General features: G+C 60.9%; 19 protein-coding genes. 15 read left to right on the top strand and 4 right to left on the bottom strand.

Annotated elements, in window-relative coordinates; genetic code table 11:
- Positions 1–47 precede the first annotated feature (47 nt).
- Entirely contained in the window at positions 48–947 is a 900-nt protein-coding gene (locus AAHA39_RS05415) for a DMT family transporter (RefSeq protein ID WP_320656609.1), read from the bottom strand.
- Between the two features lie 214 nt (positions 948–1,161).
- Between AAHA39_RS05415 and AAHA39_RS05410 the strand changes: the two genes are divergently transcribed.
- From AAHA39_RS05410 to AAHA39_RS05355, 12 genes are all read left to right on the top strand, one after another.
- Positions 1,162–1,989, top strand: coding sequence for an AraC family transcriptional regulator (locus AAHA39_RS05410; protein ID WP_320656610.1), 828 nt, complete (start codon positions 1,162–1,164; stop codon positions 1,987–1,989).
- 132 nt (positions 1,990–2,121) lie between these two features.
- Positions 2,122–3,402, top strand: a complete 1,281-nt coding sequence (locus AAHA39_RS05405) for a GGDEF domain-containing protein (protein ID WP_320656611.1) — start codon at positions 2,122–2,124, stop codon at positions 3,400–3,402.
- A gap of 62 nt (positions 3,403–3,464) precedes the next feature.
- Positions 3,465–3,884 (top strand): VOC family protein, encoded by a 420-nt coding sequence (locus AAHA39_RS05400; RefSeq protein WP_320656612.1) that lies wholly within the window; start codon positions 3,465–3,467, stop codon positions 3,882–3,884.
- A 95-nt stretch (positions 3,885–3,979) separates the two neighbouring features.
- Positions 3,980–4,669: a phosphate regulon transcriptional regulator PhoB gene (phoB, locus tag AAHA39_RS05395; protein WP_033115756.1), complete on the top strand. Its 690-nt coding sequence runs from the start codon at positions 3,980–3,982 to the stop codon at positions 4,667–4,669.
- A gap of 8 nt (positions 4,670–4,677) precedes the next feature.
- Positions 4,678–5,973 carry a phosphate regulon sensor histidine kinase PhoR gene (gene phoR / locus AAHA39_RS05390; RefSeq protein WP_041208174.1) on the top strand — a complete coding sequence of 432 codons (1,296 nt, stop codon included), beginning with the start codon at positions 4,678–4,680 and terminating at the stop codon, positions 5,971–5,973.
- Positions 5,974–6,150: 177 nt separating this feature from the next.
- Positions 6,151–7,125 (top strand): PstS family phosphate ABC transporter substrate-binding protein, encoded by a 975-nt coding sequence (locus AAHA39_RS05385; protein WP_033115754.1) that lies wholly within the window; start codon positions 6,151–6,153, stop codon positions 7,123–7,125.
- Positions 7,126–7,303: 178 nt separating this feature from the next.
- Positions 7,304–8,110: a M48 family metallopeptidase gene (locus AAHA39_RS05380; protein ID WP_042032971.1), complete on the top strand. Its 807-nt coding sequence runs from the start codon at positions 7,304–7,306 to the stop codon at positions 8,108–8,110.
- On the top strand, positions 8,098–8,604 hold the full coding sequence (locus tag AAHA39_RS05375) for a GNAT family N-acetyltransferase (RefSeq protein WP_320656613.1): 507 nt from the start codon (positions 8,098–8,100) through the stop codon (positions 8,602–8,604). The genes AAHA39_RS05380 and AAHA39_RS05375 overlap by 13 nt, the downstream gene beginning before the upstream one ends.
- A 103-nt stretch (positions 8,605–8,707) precedes the next feature.
- A complete protein-coding gene (locus AAHA39_RS05370) occupies positions 8,708–9,610 on the top strand; it encodes an ROK family protein (protein ID WP_320656614.1) in 903 nt (300 codons plus the stop codon).
- 41 nt (positions 9,611–9,651) lie between these two features.
- The gene (locus tag AAHA39_RS05365; RefSeq protein ID WP_320656615.1) at positions 9,652–10,374 is read left to right on the top strand and encodes a copper homeostasis protein CutC; all 723 of its coding nucleotides are present in this window, start codon (positions 9,652–9,654) and stop codon (positions 10,372–10,374) included.
- Positions 10,375–10,545: 171 nt separating this feature from the next.
- Positions 10,546–11,157: an FKBP-type peptidyl-prolyl cis-trans isomerase gene (locus tag AAHA39_RS05360; RefSeq protein ID WP_033115749.1), complete on the top strand. Its 612-nt coding sequence runs from the start codon at positions 10,546–10,548 to the stop codon at positions 11,155–11,157.
- 195 nt (positions 11,158–11,352) lie between these two features.
- A complete protein-coding gene (locus AAHA39_RS05355; protein ID WP_041208180.1) occupies positions 11,353–11,667 on the top strand; it encodes a DUF2845 domain-containing protein in 315 nt (104 codons plus the stop codon).
- Positions 11,668–11,720: 53 nt separating this feature from the next.
- Here the strand turns inward: AAHA39_RS05355 and AAHA39_RS05350 are convergent, their stop codons facing one another.
- Positions 11,721–11,939: a DUF1107 family protein gene (locus AAHA39_RS05350; RefSeq protein WP_033115747.1), complete on the bottom strand. Its 219-nt coding sequence runs from the start codon at positions 11,937–11,939 to the stop codon at positions 11,721–11,723.
- 197 nt (positions 11,940–12,136) lie between these two features.
- Between AAHA39_RS05350 and yfcD the strand changes: the two genes are divergently transcribed.
- Positions 12,137–12,619, top strand: coding sequence for an NUDIX hydrolase YfcD (yfcD, locus tag AAHA39_RS05345; RefSeq protein WP_236764988.1), 483 nt, complete (start codon positions 12,137–12,139; stop codon positions 12,617–12,619).
- Between the two features lie 53 nt (positions 12,620–12,672).
- Here the strand turns inward: yfcD and AAHA39_RS05340 are convergent, their stop codons facing one another.
- Positions 12,673–13,599, bottom strand: coding sequence for a phenylacetate--CoA ligase family protein (locus AAHA39_RS05340; protein ID WP_219270006.1), 927 nt, complete (start codon positions 13,597–13,599; stop codon positions 12,673–12,675).
- 142 nt (positions 13,600–13,741) lie between these two features.
- On the opposite strand from AAHA39_RS05340, the gene AAHA39_RS05335 reads away from it, so the two are divergent.
- Together AAHA39_RS05335 and AAHA39_RS05330 are read left to right on the top strand one after the other, a co-directional pair.
- A complete protein-coding gene (locus AAHA39_RS05335) occupies positions 13,742–14,215 on the top strand; it encodes a peroxiredoxin (RefSeq protein WP_320656616.1) in 474 nt (157 codons plus the stop codon).
- Between the two features lie 125 nt (positions 14,216–14,340).
- A complete protein-coding gene (locus tag AAHA39_RS05330; RefSeq protein ID WP_320656617.1) occupies positions 14,341–15,309 on the top strand; it encodes a calcium/sodium antiporter in 969 nt (322 codons plus the stop codon).
- A 70-nt stretch (positions 15,310–15,379) separates the two neighbouring features.
- On the opposite strand, the gene AAHA39_RS05325 is transcribed toward AAHA39_RS05330, so the two are convergent.
- Positions 15,380–16,546: a type III PLP-dependent enzyme gene (locus AAHA39_RS05325; protein WP_182927462.1), complete on the bottom strand. Its 1,167-nt coding sequence runs from the start codon at positions 16,544–16,546 to the stop codon at positions 15,380–15,382.
- Between the last annotated feature and the right edge of the window lie 250 nt (positions 16,547–16,796).

Raw genomic sequence — 16,796 nt, 5'->3', positions numbered from 1 at the left:
GAACAAGGGAGCCAGCGGCTCCCTTGTTGTTTTTGGCATGTTGCCCGTCAGGCCGCATTGCGCTCCGGCAGTGGGACACGCTTTTTCAGCTGGGAGATCATCACGCCCCCCAAAATGAGGCCGCCGCCCAGCAGGTGGTAGCCGTGGATCGGCTCGCCCAGACCGACGACAGCGATAAGCGCCGTACAGAGTGGCATCAGGTTCATAAAGACCGATGTGCGTTCGGCGCCCATGCAGGCGAGGCCGCGCATCCAGCAGTAGGCTGCCAGCAGGGAAGATGCGAGCCCGGCGAAGAGCACCAGTCCCCACCCTTCGGCCGGCACCGTCATCGAGTCGGCGCTGAGAGCGAGCGGCACCAGCAGCAGTACGGCCAGCAGGATCTGCATGTAGAGGTTGAGCCAGGGGCCGAAGGGGGGTTGCCAGCGGCGGATCAGCAGACCGTAGAGGGCATAGCTGGCGGAGCCGAGCAGCATCATGCCATCCCCCGGGTTGATGCCGTTGTGCAGCAGGGCCAGCGGCTCGCCCTTGCCAAGCAGCCAGAGCACCCCGAACAGGGAGAGACTCATGCCGAGCAGCGCCTGTTTGCCTGGACGCTGGCCGAAGAAGAGCGCCCCTTGCAGCAGGGTGAGCAGCGGAATGAGGGAGCCGATCACCCCCATGTTGGTGGCGGAGGTGCTGTGGGCGGCGTAGTAGGCCAGACACTGGTAGAGCACCATACCGAGCGCCGCCAGCACCAGCAGCTTGCCGAGCCAGGGGCGAACCTCGCTGCGTCGCCGCCAGAGGGTGGGCAGGCAGAAGGGGGTCAGCGCCAGGGCGGCAATCACCCAGCGATAGAAGGAGATGGCCGCGGGGTCGAGCACGCTGGCCGCCGCTTTGGAGACCACGGTATTGGTGGCCCAGATCAGCACCGCCATCAGCGGAAACAGGAGGGGGGAGAAGAGTCGCATCAAAGGCTCCTTGGAGTAGATGCGACAAGTTTAACCTTGTCTGTATATTGTCAAGTAGCGCAAAACTGACAAACTATCCCGCAGAAAAGACAACTCCCCGTTATCTGTTGCAAGGCTACCGCCACCGGTTAGGGTATGGCGCTGGCCTGATACGGGCCGAGATTGAACATCAGGCAGGTATAGAGGCGGACATCGAGAGGAGAGTGAAGAGACCATGACAAACCGGCACTACCATCCGGCAGACAGCGAGCTGCCAGCGCCCAATCCCCTCTACTTTCGCTACCAGCAGCTGCAGGCGGAGAACGTCATGGCGATGCACTCCCACCCCTGGGGGCAGCTCAGCATGATCAGTCTGGGGGTGATGGAGATGGGACTGGCCAACCAGCGTTTGCAGGTGCCCGCCGACTACCTGATCTGGGTGCCGGCGGATCTGGAGCACGCGGCCTACAACGAGCAGGCCCTCGACTACACCTCCATCTATGTCAGTCACGAGCTGGCCGCCCGCTTGCCGGCCGAGCCACGCCTGCTGCTGATGACGCCGCTCATCCGCGCCCTGCTCGCCGATTTTTGCGAGCGCAAGGTGGGTCATATGGTGGATGAGTGGGATCAGCGTCAGGCCGAGCTGCTGGTGGCCAAGCTGAGCCGTACCCGCTGTCAGGAGAGCTACCTGCCGATGAGTCAGGACAAACTGCTGGCCCCCATGCTGGCGGTGCTGCACAACGATCCGGCCGATCCCCGCACCCTGGCCCAGTGGGCGCAGCAGCTGCACACCACAGAGCGCACCCTGGCGCGCCGTTGTCTGCGCGAGCTCGGGATGAACTTCGGCCAGTGGCGAGCGCGGCTGCGGCTTATCAAGGCGCTGGCCTGGCTCAAGGGGGAGTTGCCCATTCAGGAGATCAGCTGGCGGCTCGGCTATGGCGCCACCTCCGCGTTCATTGCCATGTTCAACCGGGAACTGGGCTGCTCGCCTCAGCGCTATCGGCAGCAATCGCGAGGCAGTTCGCTGGCGGGAGTGCCGGACAAAGAGTCGCGAACATCTTGATAAGCTACATGTTTATTGTCGTTATCGAGGGTATCATAGTGGCTTGTTTCGAGATTCCACGATGAGGTGCGGGCTATGTTGCCCGGCTTGATCCTGAGGTTTGTGTATCCATCCTGATGCCATGGGGTAAGCATGCTCGCTTCCGGTTCCCGTTTTGCCGAGTCCGTTTTCTGGTATCTGCTGGCATTGACAGGTTGTTCCATTCTGCTGTTCGAATTCGGCCCCGAGCGGGTACTGGATATCAAAAACTGGCCCCACACCGTCGAGGTGACGCGGGCTCCCGGTGCGAGCGAAGCATCGGCCCGCTATGCCCCCTCGCTGGAAGGGGAGCCCGGCGTAAGCTGTATCCGTTCCGCAGAGCACAGTACCTATCCCGGCTGCGGTTTGATCCTGACGCTTTCTGCTCCCGAGCAGGGGCTCAACCTCGGGCGTTTCAAGACGCTCCATGTGCGTCTGAGCGTGACCGGCGATGGCCAGCAGGATTGGCGCTTCTATCTGCGCAACTACAACCGGGCATTCAATATCCCCGGCGATCCCATGTCGCCCAAGTTCAACGAGATCATCTTCCGTCCCGCCGACTACGGCAGAAGCCACGAGGTGCCGCTCGACGTGTTTACCCCGGCCACATGGTGGATCAAGCGCTACAAGGTGCCCTTGCAGTTGCAGGGGCCAGATTTGAGCCGGGTCTACGCCATCGAGATTGCGGCGGGGTCCGACATGTCACCGGGCGAGCACGGCGTGGTGATCGAAGAGCTGCAGTTTCATGGCGACTGGCTGGATGCGACTCTCTTCTACCGCCTGATCCTGCTGGTCTGGTTTCTCTATGGTTGCGCCACCTTTATGGTCAACCACCTGCATATGAAGCAGCGGCTGCGCCACGCCAATCGTGCCAAAGAGGAGGTGGAGGCGCTCAACCGTAGCCTGAGTGAAGAGAGCCGCCGCTCCCGCGAGCTGGCCTGTTACGATCCGCTCACCGGTGCCCTCAACCGTCTGGGCGGGGAGCGGCTGTTGGCCGATATCGGCGATCTGCCGTTTGCCTTCATCTATGTCGACGTGGATCACTTCAAGCAGATCAACGACACCCACGGTCATCCGGTGGGGGACGAAGTGCTCAAACATCTGGTCAGCGAAATCCAGCTAAACAGCGATGCGCTCTGCCATCTGGTGCGCTGGGGGGGCGAGGAGTTCGTGCTGCTCTGCCTTCATTACGACCTGCTGCGAGCCTGTGCATTGGCCGAGCGGCTGCGTTCCAGGCTGGAAGAGTATCCCCACTGGCCCGCCTCCCTGCAGGTGACCGCCTCGTTCGGGGTGGCCGAACGGGCGGGAGATAGCCCGGAGCGGGTGCTCAAGCGGGCCGATGAGGCGCTCTATCAAGCCAAGAAGCGTGGCCGCAATCGGGTGGAAGCGCAGTGAGAGCGGGCTGCACGCCGTGTAGACCGCTATTCAACAATCTCTAATAAAACGGGAAAAACCCTATGACAGGACAAACCATCGGGGCCTTGACCCTGCTGGTGGCCGATTACGACGAGGCCATCGCCTTTTTCACCGAGGGGCTGGGGTTTGCGCTGCTGGAAGATACCCGGCTCGACGAGCCGGGCAAACCGGGCAAGCGCTGGGTGCGGGTCGCTCCGGCGGGTAGCACGGGTTCCGCGCTGCTGCTGGCCCGCGCCGCCAGTGAAGAGCAGCGTGCCGCCATCGGCAAGCAGGGCGGCGGGCGGGTATTTCTGTTTCTCGAGACCGATGACTTCTGGCGGGATTACCGGCGGATGCAGCAGTATGGTGTCCATTTTTGTGAACAGCCCCGTGAAGAGCCTTACGGCACCGTAGTGGTATTTGAAGATATCAGTGGCAACCGCTGGGATCTGCTGCAACGGATATCTGCCAGTGGCATTTGAAAACGTTTATCATCCCGTCTGTCACAAAGTCATAAAAGTGTCACAGAAAATTCTAATAATTGGCGCACCCATCTTCACAGAGGAGAGAGAAGGGAATGGCTAAGCGAATTCTGGTGGTCGAGGACGAAGCACCGATCCGCGAAATGCTCTGTTTCGTGCTGGAACAGAAGGGATATGAGACGATTGAAGCGGAAGATTTTGCCGATGGACTGGCGAAGGTGCGCGAACCCTACCCGGAACTCATCGTGCTCGACTGGATGATGCCCGGTGGCAGCGGCATCCAGTTCATCAAGCAGCTCAAGCAGGATGAAGTGACCCGCCAGATCCCGGTGGTGATGCTGACCGCCCGCGGCGAGGAGGAGGACAAGGTCCGCGGCCTCGAAGCGGGGGCCGATGACTACATCACCAAGCCGTTCTCTCCCAAGGAGCTGACAGCTCGCCTCCATGCGGTGATGCGCCGCGTCTCTCCCACCTCGGTGGACGAGGTAATCGAGGTGCAGGGGCTGAAACTCGATCCTGTCTCCCACCGGGTCAGCGCCGAAGAGAGGGCCCTCGACATGGGGCCAACCGAATTCAAGCTGCTCCACTTCTTCATGACCCACCCGGAGCGGGTCTACAGCCGCGAGCAGCTGCTCAACAATGTCTGGGGTACCAATGTGTACGTCGAGGACAGAACAGTGGATGTCCATATTCGACGCCTGCGCAAGGCGATCGAAGAGACAGGGCACGATAGATTGATCCAGACGGTGCGTGGAGCCGGATACCGCTTCTCAACCCGTCTCTAGAGGCTGTTATGTTGCAACCCTACGCCTGGCGGCGACAGTTGTGGCGAATGGCATTTTTTTACGCGCCCTTCGCATTGGTTGGCTGGCTGATTGATCACCTCTCGCTCACTCTGCTGGTTGCTGCGTTGCTCCATCTTGGCTGGCACTACCGCTTCCAGAAGCGGCTGTCGGACTGGCTGTGGCACGATCGCAGCCTGGTTCCTCCCAACGGCAAAGGCAGTTGGGAGCACATCTTCAACGGCATTTACAAGTTGCAGCAGCGCCACCGCGCCCGGCGCCGCGAGCTGGCGGGTCTGATCCGCCGCTTTCGGGAAGGGGCCGAGGCATTGCCTGACGCGGCCGTAGTATTGCGCGATGATGGCAGCATCCTCTGGTGCAACCGGCTGGCCGAGCAGCTGCTCGGTTTTCGCTGGCCGGAAGATGCCGGTCAGCATATCGGCAACCTGATCCGCAATCCGGCCTTCACCGCCTATCTGGCGAAACAGGCCTTTGATGAGCCATTGGAGATGCACTCCCCGGTCAACGAGGAGAAGTTTCTCGAGTTTCGCATCATGCCCTACGCCTCCGATCAGGCGATGCTGGTGGTGCGCGATGTCACCCGCTTGCGCAGTCTGGAGAAGACCCGCAAACACTTTGTCTCCAACGTTTCTCATGAGCTGCGCACGCCACTCACCGTGCTCAAGGGCTATCTGGAGATGACCGAGGAGCCGCCGCCGCCCGCCATGTGGGCCAAGGCACATCGGGTGATGATGGAGCAGACCATCCGGATGGACAATCTGGTCAATCAGCTGCTCACCCTGTCACGCATCGAGGCGGCTCCGAGCGTTGATCTCTCCCATCTGGTGGACATGCCCGCCATGCTGGGGCTGCTGGAGCAGGAGGCGAGGGCGCTCTCGGGCGAGCGGGCCCATCAGATCGAGTTCGTGGTGCAGCCCAATCTTCTGGTACGCGGGGATCAGGAGCAGCTGCGCAGTGCCGTCTCCAACCTGGTCTACAACGCCATTCACTACACGCCGCCGGGGCGCAAGGTGACTGTTGAGTGGCGCAAGCAGGGGGCAATGGCGCTGTTTGCAGTGAGTGATGAAGGGGAGGGGATCCCGCCCGAGCATCTGGCACGGCTCACCGAGCGTTTTTATCGGGTGGACAAGGCGCGCTCGCGCCACACCGGTGGATCCGGCCTCGGCCTTGCCATCGTCAAGCATGCCTTGAGTCACCACGACTGCCAGCTCGATATCGAGAGCCGGGTCGGCTTTGGCAGCCGCTTCAGCTTTCTCATCCCCGGCCGGATGGTGGTGATAAAATAGTCTTTTATGACAAGGTGTTAGATATAGGGGAAGGGCTGCGTTGGCAGCCCTTTGCCATTTAGACAAAAGCGCCGCCATGTCATTAAAGTGTCACATTAAATCCATAAATTTGTCACTGCCAGGTCAGATACTGGCGCCGTTTTAAGAACGGACCTTCTGTAACTTTGGAGAGATTGGATGAAACTCAACAAACTGGCTGGTGTAATCGGATTCACCGCAGCAACCCTCTTTTCTGCCAGCACCCTGGCCTATGGTGTCGATAAAAACCTGCCGGAATACACCCCGACCAGCGGCATCTCGGGCAACCTGTCCTCTGTCGGCTCGGATACCCTGGCCAACATGATGACCCTGTGGGCTGAAGAATTTAAGCGCATGTATCCCAACGTCAACGTGCAGATCCAGGCTGCCGGCTCCTCTACCGCGCCGACTGCCCTGACCGAGGGTGTTGCCCAGTTTGGCCCGATGAGCCGCGCCATGAAGGCCGGTGAAGAGGAGGCATTCGAGAAGCGCTACGGCTACAAGCCGACTGCCATCCGCGTCGCAGTCGATGCCCTGGCCGTGTTCGTCAACAAGGACAACCCCATCAAGGGGCTGACCATGCCGCAGATCGACGCCATCTTCTCCAGCACCCTCAAGTGCGGTGAAGCCAAGGCGGCCACCAAGTGGTCTGATCTGGGGCTGACCGGTAACTGGTCTGGCAAGGATCTGCAACTGTTCGGTCGCAACTCCGTATCCGGTACTTACGGTTACTTCAAGGAGCACGCCCTGTGTAACGGCGACTTCAAGAGCGGTGTGAACGAGCAGCCGGGTTCTGCCTCCGTGGTGCAGTCCGTCTCCGCCTCCCTGAACGGCATCGGTTACTCCGGCATCGGCTACGTCACCTCCGGCGTGCGTGCTGTTCCGCTCTCCAAGGATGGCAAGACCTTTATCGAAGCGAACGCTGACAACGCCATCACCGGCAAGTATCCGCTCTCCCGCTTCCTCTACGTTTACGTGAACAAGCACCCGAACAAGCCGCTCTCCCCGATGGAGCAACAGTTCCTCAAGATGATCCTCTCCAAGGCGGGTCAGAATATCGTTGCCAAAGATGGCTACGTACCGGTTCCGGCCAAGGTCGCGTTAGCTGACCTGAAGAAGCTGGGCATCAACTGACAGTTCGATATCCAGAGAGTGTAAAAACGAGCCCTGCGGGGCTCGTTTTGTTTTTGGTGACTGTCAATGTTGTTAATAGTTGGCGCGGGATCTTTTTGCATCGGCATGGCGCCAGCTCCCTTGCAGAGCAGGGCGGCATTTCCGAGAATAGGGCAACGTTATGGCAAAGGACCCCTTCATGATTGCGTCTCTCTCCAAGTTTGGCCTGGTAGCCCTCTGCAGTTCCCTGCTGGTCGCTTGTGCCCAGTCGCCGACCGGCCGCAGCCAGATGCTGCTCTACTCTCCCCAGCAGATGAACCAGCTGGGTGCCGACTCGTTTGCCCAGATGAAGCAGCAGGAGAAGGTGAGCACGGATGCCAAAATGAACGCCTATGTCTCCTGCGTCGCCAAGGCGGTCGCAGCCCAGGTGCCCGCCAGCTACGGCATCACCAACTGGGAAGTTGTGGTGTTTGACTCCAAGCAGGTCAACGCCTTTGCGCTGCCCGGCGGCAAGATCGGGGTCTACAGCGGCCTGCTCAAGGTGGCCAAGAATCAGGATCAGCTGGCGACCGTTATCGGTCACGAGCTGACCCACGTGCTGGCCCAGCACTCCAACGAGCGCCTCTCCCGCAGCCAGCTAGCCGGGATCGGTATGGCGGCCGCCGATGTTGCCCTCGGCAGCAGCGAGTACCGTGGCGCCACCATGGCGGCGCTTGGCCTTGGCATGCAGGTGGGGGTGATGCTCCCCTATGGCCGCACCCAGGAGAGCGAAGCGGATCGGCTGGGTCTGGAGCTGATGGCGCGTGCCGGTTTCAACCCGGCTGAAGCTATTCCGCTGTGGCAAAACATGAGTGCAGCCTCCGGTGGCAACAATCCGCCCCAGCTGCTCTCCACCCACCCGAGCAACGAGAGCCGGATTGCCGAGTTGCAGGCGCAGCAGGCTGAGGTCGAGCCGCTCTATCAACAGGCTCGCGCGTCGGGTCTGGTGCCCCAATGCAAGGCATAAGCCTGCGCATGGCGCGGCCCGAGGATGCTGCCGCCATGACGGTGATGCAGCGAGCCAGCTGGCTCGCTGCCTATGGTCAGGTGCTGGGCCCGGATCTGCTGGAGCAGCTGGCGGTGACCTCCCATCTGCAGATCTGGCAGCAGCGGCTGGCTGACGCTGGGCCAAGGCCCATGCTGCTCTGTCTCGACGAAGTCGTTATCGGGTTGCTCTACTGGCAACCGGTGCAGGAGGGTGATGAGACCATCGCCTGGATCCGCGCCTTCTATCTTCACCCCGATCACTGGCGGCAGGGCTATGGCAAGCGGTTGTGGCAGGCGGTGGCGATGCAGATGCGCCGCGCCGGTTGCAGTTGCGTCAAATTGTGGCTGCTCGATGGCAATCACATCGGCGAGGGCTTCTACCTGCGCCGCGGTTTCATGTTTGATGGTCAGGAGCGCACCCTGATGAGCCTTGGCCACCCCTGTCTGCAGCGGGAAATGTCCCGTTTGCTCTGATCTCTCTCCCGTTTTTCGCCCCCGGTCACTTTATTTTTTTAGCGAATTAATACAATGTCACCCGAAACAGATGGGATGAGAACTCGCTGACAGGGAGTGCGGCATGTATTACGGCTTTGATATCGGTGGTACCAAGATTGCGTTCGCTGTCTACGACGGCGCCCTGAACCTCTGCCATGAAGAGCGCATGAGTACGCCCGGTGATGACTATCAGGGGCTGTTGCAGCTGGTTCGCTCCCGGGTCGAGCAGGCCGATACCCGCTTTGGCGTCAAAGGGGCGGTCGGCATCGGTTTTCCCGGCATTCTAAACCGTCACGACCAGAGCATAGTGGCGGCGAACCTCCCCTCCATCAATGGTCGCCATCTGGGGGCTGATCTGGCCGAGCTGCTGGCGCGGCCGGTCAAGGTCGATAACGATGCCAACTGCTTCCTCTGGTCGGAAGTGCACAAGGGAGCGGCCGAGGGGGCCGACAGTGCGCTTGGTATGACCATTGGCACTGGCATCGGTGGTGCCATCTATCTGGCAGGCACCCTGATCCAGGGGCGTAACTGGCTGGCTGGCGAAATCGGTCACTATCCGCTGCCGGCCACCATTCTGATGAAGTATCCCGACTTGCCTCGTCCCCGCTGCGGCTGTGGCCGTCTGGTCTGTTTTGAAACCTATGGATCCGGTACAGGCCTTGAGCGCCTCTACTACCATTTTCACGGCCACCGGGCCACCGGCCATCAGATTGTGGCGCGCTTCGAGGCTCATGAGCCCCATGCCGTTGCCACCATCGACTGCTGGCTGGAGATCCTGGCGGCCGGACTTGCTACCGCCATTTCGGTGATGGATCCCGAGGTGGTGGTGCTGGGGGGCGGCCTGAGCGGCCTGCCAGCCCTTTACGAACAGTTGCCGCTGCGCCTGCCCGGACATCTGCTGCCCGGGGTGGCAGTGCCCGAAATCCGCGAAGCCCGCTTTGGCGGTGCCGGTGGAGTGCGGGGCGCAGCCTTGCTCAATCTATGAGATCAGATGCAGGTCTGATCTCCCCGATAAAAGGAGTCCTCATGACCTCTCTTGAAATCTGCATCGACAATCTGGAATCCCTCTTCACCGCTCAGGAGGCTGGCGCCGATCGTATCGAGCTCTGCTCTGCGCTGGGGCTTGGGGGGCTGACCCCCTCGTATGGTTTCATGCAGTTGGCCGCTCGTCACGCCACCGTTCCTGTCTATGCCATGATCCGGCCGCGCGCCGGAGATTTTTGTTTCAACGACGGTGAGTTCGGGATGATGCTGCAAGATATCGCGGCGGCCCGCTCTGCCGGTCTGCAAGGGGTGGTGGTCGGTCTGCTGGACGAAGAGGGGCGGGTCCCCGCTGCCAAGCTCAAGCAACTGGTGGATGCTGCTGGCCCCTTGGGAGTCACCTTCCACCGTGCCATCGATCTCTCTTCTGACTGGCGGCTCGATCTGGAGATCATTGTCGCTGCCGGCTGCGAGCGCATTCTCAGCTCCGGTCATGCACCGACCGCGCTGGCCGGACTGGAAAATCTGCAGGCGATGCAACAGGCGCTGGCAGGGCGAGCCAGCTTGATGCCGGGGGCGGGGGTCAATGCCGATAACGTGCGCACCATCATCGAGTTTACCGGGGTGAGCGAAGTGCATATGTCCGGCATGGGCTGGCGCGGCGGCATGGTGCCCCATGGCGTCAATATGGGTACCTCGGATGATGGCCGGGTCAATATCACCGATGGTGCCAAGGTCGCGGCAGTTCGCGCCCTGCTGGATCGATAGCCTTTCGGACAAAACGGACAAAAGAGGGGCGCCACTTGCTGGCGACCCTCTTTTTGCTTGTGTGAACTCTCTCCCACGCTCGGGGAAATCAGGTGCGAGGTCGGCAGCACCTCGCGAAAAAGTCTGATATCATCCCGTCTCTTTTATCATCTGGACCCGGAGCACATCTCAATGTCCCAATACGACTCTATCGAACAGAAAGCCAGTTATGGCATCGGCCGCAACATGGGTGATCAGCTGGCGCAGCAAGCCTTCGCCGGTCTGGATATCCCGGCCCTGCAGCAAGGTCTGGCAGATGCCCTGAACGGTCTGGAGTTCGCGGTCAGCCGTGACGATATCAACGATGCCTTCCAGGTCATCACCGCTCGCATGCAGGAAGAGCAGGAAGCGGTTGCCAAAGCCGCTGCCGCTGCTGGCGAAGCTTTCCTGGCCGACAACGCCAAGCGCGACGAAGTGACTGTGACCGATTCCGGTCTGCAGTACGAAGTGCTGGTAGAGGGCAATGGCGCTGTGCCGGTAGCGGGTCAGTCCGTACGCGTGCACTACCACGGTACCTTCACCCACGGTGGCGTATTCGACAGCTCCGTTGCGCGCGGTCAGCCGGCCGAGTTCCCGGTGACCGGCGTTATCGCTGGCTGGGTTGAAGCGCTGCAACTGATGCCGGTTGGCTCCAAGTGGAAGCTCTACATCCCGCACGATCTGGCCTACGGTGCCCGTGGTGCCGGTTCCATCCCGCCCTACTCCGCGCTGGTATTCGAAGTAGAGCTGCTGGATATCCTGTAATCCGGTTGGCTTGATCTTGATGCAGACGGCGACCCTCGGGTCGCCGTCTGTTTTTTGGGGCCCCTCAATAGACACCGGTTGTCGCGGCCAGATGAAATCGGGGACGATAGCCGCCATCTTTTTCGACTCTTGATTGATTTTTTCACTCTGGCAGCAGGCATACTGCAAACCGTCAGATCAAATCGAGGAACCCGGATGAACAGATATATGAACAACGCCGTGCTAACCGCCTTGCTGCTGCTCAGCATTCCGGCCAGCGCCGACGCCATGCGCTGCAAGAATGCGCTCATAACCGAAGGGGACAGCACCGCCGAGATGCTGCTCAAGTGCGGCGAGCCGATGTTGCGGGAAGATATTACCCGTAACGAGGAGAATCAGTACGGCAACGTGGTCGAGGTCAAATATGGCGAACGCTGGACCTACAACTTCGGCAAGAACGAGTTCATGCGCTTTGTCACCGTGCGCAACGGCAAGGTGATTGACATCGAAAATGGCCCGCGCGGCGAGTAGCCGGCGGGCGAAAGGCATGGATGCACAACAGACAGAAGGGCAAGTCCCTTGACTCACATGTCCGGCAAGGGGTCGCGGTGACCAAGTTGTCTGACCGCCAGATTGATCTGGCGGGCCAGCCTCAGTCGCTGGCGACAGGTCAGGCCGTGAAGGCTGATCCTGCCGGCGTTGAATTCAAATGTCCCCAATGCCTCGATGGCAAAGTAACCTCGGTGAAAGCTCTTGATGTAGCGAGCGATCTGGCGCGGGGATAACTGCTTGAACACCTTCATCACAACAAACCCTGATTGAACCGGACGGGGGAGATGATGGGACTCGTATATGACATGCTGATGACGGTTTTGTACGCGTTCAATTAATCCGGTCACGATCACGCGCGGCAATGCGGCCATGAAAAAGTTGTGCGGTGCAGCGGCCCAGCCCCGATATACTGCGAGCACTTTGACTGGATGAGCAAAAGGGTCTGCGCGTGGAATGGGTTGATGTAGTGGATGCGGATAACCGGGTGATTGGCGTGGCCGAGCGCGCCAGAGTGAGGCGCGAGAATCTCTGCCATCGGGCCAGCTACATTCTGGTGCTCGACGAGGCGAACCGCATCCTGGTGCAGCGGCGCACCCTCAGCAAGGATTTCTGCCCCGGTATGCTGGATGCCTGCGCCGGCGGCGTGGTCACTACCGGGGAGGAGATGGAACCCTCGGCGCGGCGCGAACTGGCCGAGGAGCTGGGGATCCGCGATGTGCCGCTTGAGGCATTCGGTGACTTCTATGCCGAAGGGGAGGGATATCGGGTCTGGGGTGGCCTCTTCAGCTGCCGTTATCAGGGGCCGCTGCAACTGCAGGCCGAAGAGGTGAGCGAGGTGCAGTGGATGAGCCTGGCCGAGATAGCGGCCCGCGCCGCCGAGTTTACCCCCGACTCCCTGCTGGCTATCGCCACCTGGCAGGCGCGGCGTTAAGAGCGCCGCCACAAAAAACGGGCAGCCTTTGGGCTGCCCGTTTTTGTTGCGGGCTAGACAAGCTTGAGCAGACGGTTGGTGCGCCCGCAACGGCTGGGTCTGGCCAGCCAGTAGCCCTGCCAGTCGGTGGCAAGGCGCAGCAGCGGATACTCCAGATCGAGCCTGGTCACCACCAGTTGTCCCGGATCTTCCCCCGTTACCGGCTTGCCGCTGGCCGGGTCGATGATCTCGACGATGCAGCTCTCGTTGACGATAAAGCCCTGACCGGGGCGGCTCTCGTAGGCAACCACCCCGACATCCTGCCACACCAGACAGTTGAAGGCGGCAATGCCGTGGATAGCTTCGAGCGGTGCTGTCTCGGGGTGGGTCACCTCGCATAGCAGGGCGTGGCGCAGACACTCGGTGGGGGTCTCGGCCAGCTCGGCGGCTTCCAGCAGATCGAGCAGGGTGACCAGCGGGCCGACGAACCCGGTGGGTTGATAGCGCCGCAGTGCTTCGAGCTGGCGCTGGGTGTCGTCGGGGCCGCAGGGTACCACGGGGCAGCCAAGCTGGCGCGCCCCGTTGTCAAAGATGAAGGCGGTGGGGCCGGCGTGATAGTCGTGGCAGTTGAGCAGCACCTCTCCTGCCTTGAAGCCTGCGGCAAAGAGCGCTCGAGCGGCGCCCCACCAGTCGGCCCCGGCATATTCTGGAATGGCCAGCTGCCCGGGGCAGGAGAAGACCCGCAACGCCTGACTGGCTGGTCGACCGGTGAGTCCGGCAAAGGGGGGATAGGCTTGCTGGGCGGTAAAGAGATCCGTGCTGTCGAGCAGCGGCAGGGAGGCGAGCTGCTCCAAATCGTCGAGACGGCAGTGGCGATAGGCGCTGGAGTAGCCGGAACAATACTGGCTGACATGGGCGAGTTGATGATTAAGCTGGTCCAGCTGCTGTTGTGCGCGCAGGGCTGGGGGACGAATTTCCAGCCCGTCGTAATGGTTATGCATGAAGGCCTCCTGAGTCGGCAGATCCTGCTCAAGGTTAGTTCAAATGGTCCCGGCAGAGAGGGGCCTGTGTCACATGGCAGGTGTGAGGTAGACTGGGGCTCTTTTCATCCACAGATCCCCCCTTAACTAAAGGACGAGCACGATGATCGCGATTGGTCAGACCCTGCCTGCGGGCGAATTCACCTTCATCACCACCGAGGGAAAGCAGCAGCGAGATACCCAAAGCCTGTTTGGCGGCAAGCGGGTGGTGCTGTTTGCGGTGCCCGGCGCCTTTACCCCCACCTGCTCCAACGCCCATCTGCCGGGTTACGTGGTGCTGGCGGACAAGTTCAAGGAGAAGGGGATCGATACCATCTGCTGTCTGTCGGTCAACGACGCCTTCGTGATGAAGGCGTGGCAGGATGCCCAGAACGCCGGAGCCATCACCATGCTGGCCGATGGTGATGGCAGCTGGACCCGGGCGCTGGGACTTGCCAAAGAGACCGGTGCCTTTGGCGGCGTGCGTGCCCAGCGCTTTGCGTTGATCGCCAACGATGGCGTGGTAGAGCAGCTGTTTGTGGAGGAGCCCGGCAAGTTCGAGGTCTCCGATGCGGCGAGTCTGCTGAGCAGACTGTAGCGATTAATCGTTGTTTGATTTTCCCTTGAATTGACAAGCGGCGCCGTTACACTGGGCGCCACTTTCCAATGGCGCCAGCAGCTTTTGCTGGCGCTCCTGTTTACTGGCGATGGGATAGAGACTGTATGACCCTGGCTTTTGTTGCCCTGATTGCCGGACTGGCGCTGCTGGTCTGGAGTGCTGACAAGTTTGTGGACGGGGCGGCGGCAACCGCCCGTTATGCCGGCATGCCGCCGCTGCTGATCGGCATGGTGATCATCGGTTTCGGTACTTCGGCCCCCGAGATGGTGGTCTCTGCGCTGGCTGCCTCTCAGGGTAATCCCGGATTGGCCCTTGGCAACGCCTATGGCTCCAACATCACCAATATCGCGCTGATCCTGGGTCTGACGGCCCTTATCAGCCCCATCGCGGTCGCCTCTCAGGTGGTGCGCAAGGAGATCCCGATCCTGCTCGGCATTACCCTGCTCTCCGGTGCCCTGCTGCTGGATGGCCATCTTGGCCGGATGGATGCCGCCATTCTGGGTGTCGTCTTTGTTGGCCTGATGGGCTGGTCCATCTGGGCTGGCATGAATGGCAAGGGAGATGCGCTGGATGTAGAGACCGAAGAGGATATCGCGAGTGAGGGGATGTCCCTCAAGAGCGCCATCTTCTGGCTGGTGGTCGGGCTGGTGCTGCTGATCGGCGCCTCCCGCCTGCTGGTGTGGGGAGCGGTGACCATCGCTCAGGCGCTTGGTATCAGCGATCTGGTGATTGGTCTCACCATAGTCGCGATCGGTACTTCCCTGCCGGAGCTGGCCTCGTCCCTTATCGCCATTCGCAAGAATGAGCATGACCTGGCCCTTGGCAACGTGCTCGGCTCCAACCTGTTCAACACCCTGGCGGTGGTGGGGATCGCGGCGGGTATTCATCCGTTGGATGTGGCGCCGGAAGTGCTCACCCGTGACTGGAGCATCATGATGGGGCTGACCCTGCTGCTGCTGGTGATGTGTCTGGGCCGCAAGGGGCAGGGCCGTATCAACCGGTTGGAGGGGGGCGTGCTGCTGACCTGCTTCGTCGCCTACACCGGCTGGTTGCTGGGCAGCCAGTTTGTCTAGCCATATCGGGCAAGATGCAACGAAAGAGGGGAAGCCATGGCTTCCCCTCTCTGCATTCGGTTGACGGCGCTTAAGCGACAGCCACCAGTTTCTGGCCCTTCTGGCTGCTGTCCAGAATGAGGATGCTCGCCTTGGGGAAGAAGTTGAAAGTGGAGGCGGAGGCCCAGGTGTAGGCGCCCATCACCTTGCCCACTACCAGCTCGCCAAGCTCGAGATCCGGCAGCATGATGCCCTCGCGGATCACATCCACGCTGTCGCAGGTGGGGCCGGAGAGTACCGAGTTGTGCAGCTCGCCGCTGGCATAGGGCGTACTCACCGGATAGGTGACGTGGTCGTAGAGTTGGCCGTTGTAGCTGCCATAGAGGCCGTCATCCAGGTAGTACCAGATCTTGTCACCGCGGTGGGCCTTGCCCATCACGCTGGCGACCGAGGTCATGGCCGGTGCGCTGATAAAGCGGCCCGGTTCGGCAATCTTCTGTACGGTTGCGGGCAGCTTGGCCAGCGCCTCGCGGATCGGTGCGCAGAAGCCGTCGATATCGAACTCGCCACCCTCATAATCGACCGGGAAGCCGCCGCCGATATCCAGCACCCAGGGCTTGAGGCCGAGCGCCCAGGCCTGCTCCATGATCTCGCGGCAGGCGTCGATGGCCTGCACATGGCGACGGGCGTGAGGCACCTGCGAGCCGACGTGGAACGACAGCCCCATCACCTTGATCCCCTTGGCGTGAGCCAGTTGCAACAGTGGCAGCGCCTGCTCGGGGGTGCAGCCGAACTTCTTGGAGAGATCGACCTTGGTCTCGGGGTTGGGGAAGCTGACCCGCAGCAGCAGTTTCACTTCGTCCTTGTAGGGAATGAACTTCTCCAGCTCCAGCGGGTTGTCGTAGACAAACACGGTGCAGCCGAACTCCAGCGCATAGCGGATATCGCTGTCGCGCTTGATGGGATGGGTATGAATGCAGCGTCCCGGGCGAACCCCCTGACTGCGCACCAGATCCACTTCGCCATTGGTGGCCAGATCGAAACAGGCCCCCTCTTCCTTCAAGACAGAGACCACCGCCTCATGGGGCAGGGGTTTGAGTGCATAGTGCAATCGTACATCGGGCAGGGCGGCGGCCAGGGCCCGATACTGTTTGCGGACGGCTGCCTTGTCGAGCAGCAGCAGGGGGGAGCCGAATTGTTCAACCAGCTGACGGTAATCTTGTGCGACCACATCTTTTGCAACCAGGGCGTCGTTCATTCTCTTTTGAAAGTCCTTAGGGGGCGTGATATGCCCAAGCCATATGCGATTGAACCGGCGACGGCCGGGTCAGGCGAGCGGTCCGGTGGGACCAACCGAACACAGTGCATAAATTGATGGCAAAGTGCTTGGTTATGCGTCGGATTATCTGCTTATTGACTCTGTGTGCAAGCTATTTGATTGGATATGTTGGCAAGTTTTTCTGGCCGAAACGATTGAGAGGATTGCTATCAATTCAGCCACTTTCCTG

Origin of the sequence: Aeromonas sp. SE22 (assembly GCF_038739755.1) — a bacterium.
GTDB lineage: Bacteria > Pseudomonadota > Gammaproteobacteria > Enterobacterales > Aeromonadaceae > Aeromonas > Aeromonas jandaei.
This window is presented reverse-complemented; position numbering and strand designations above follow the sequence as displayed.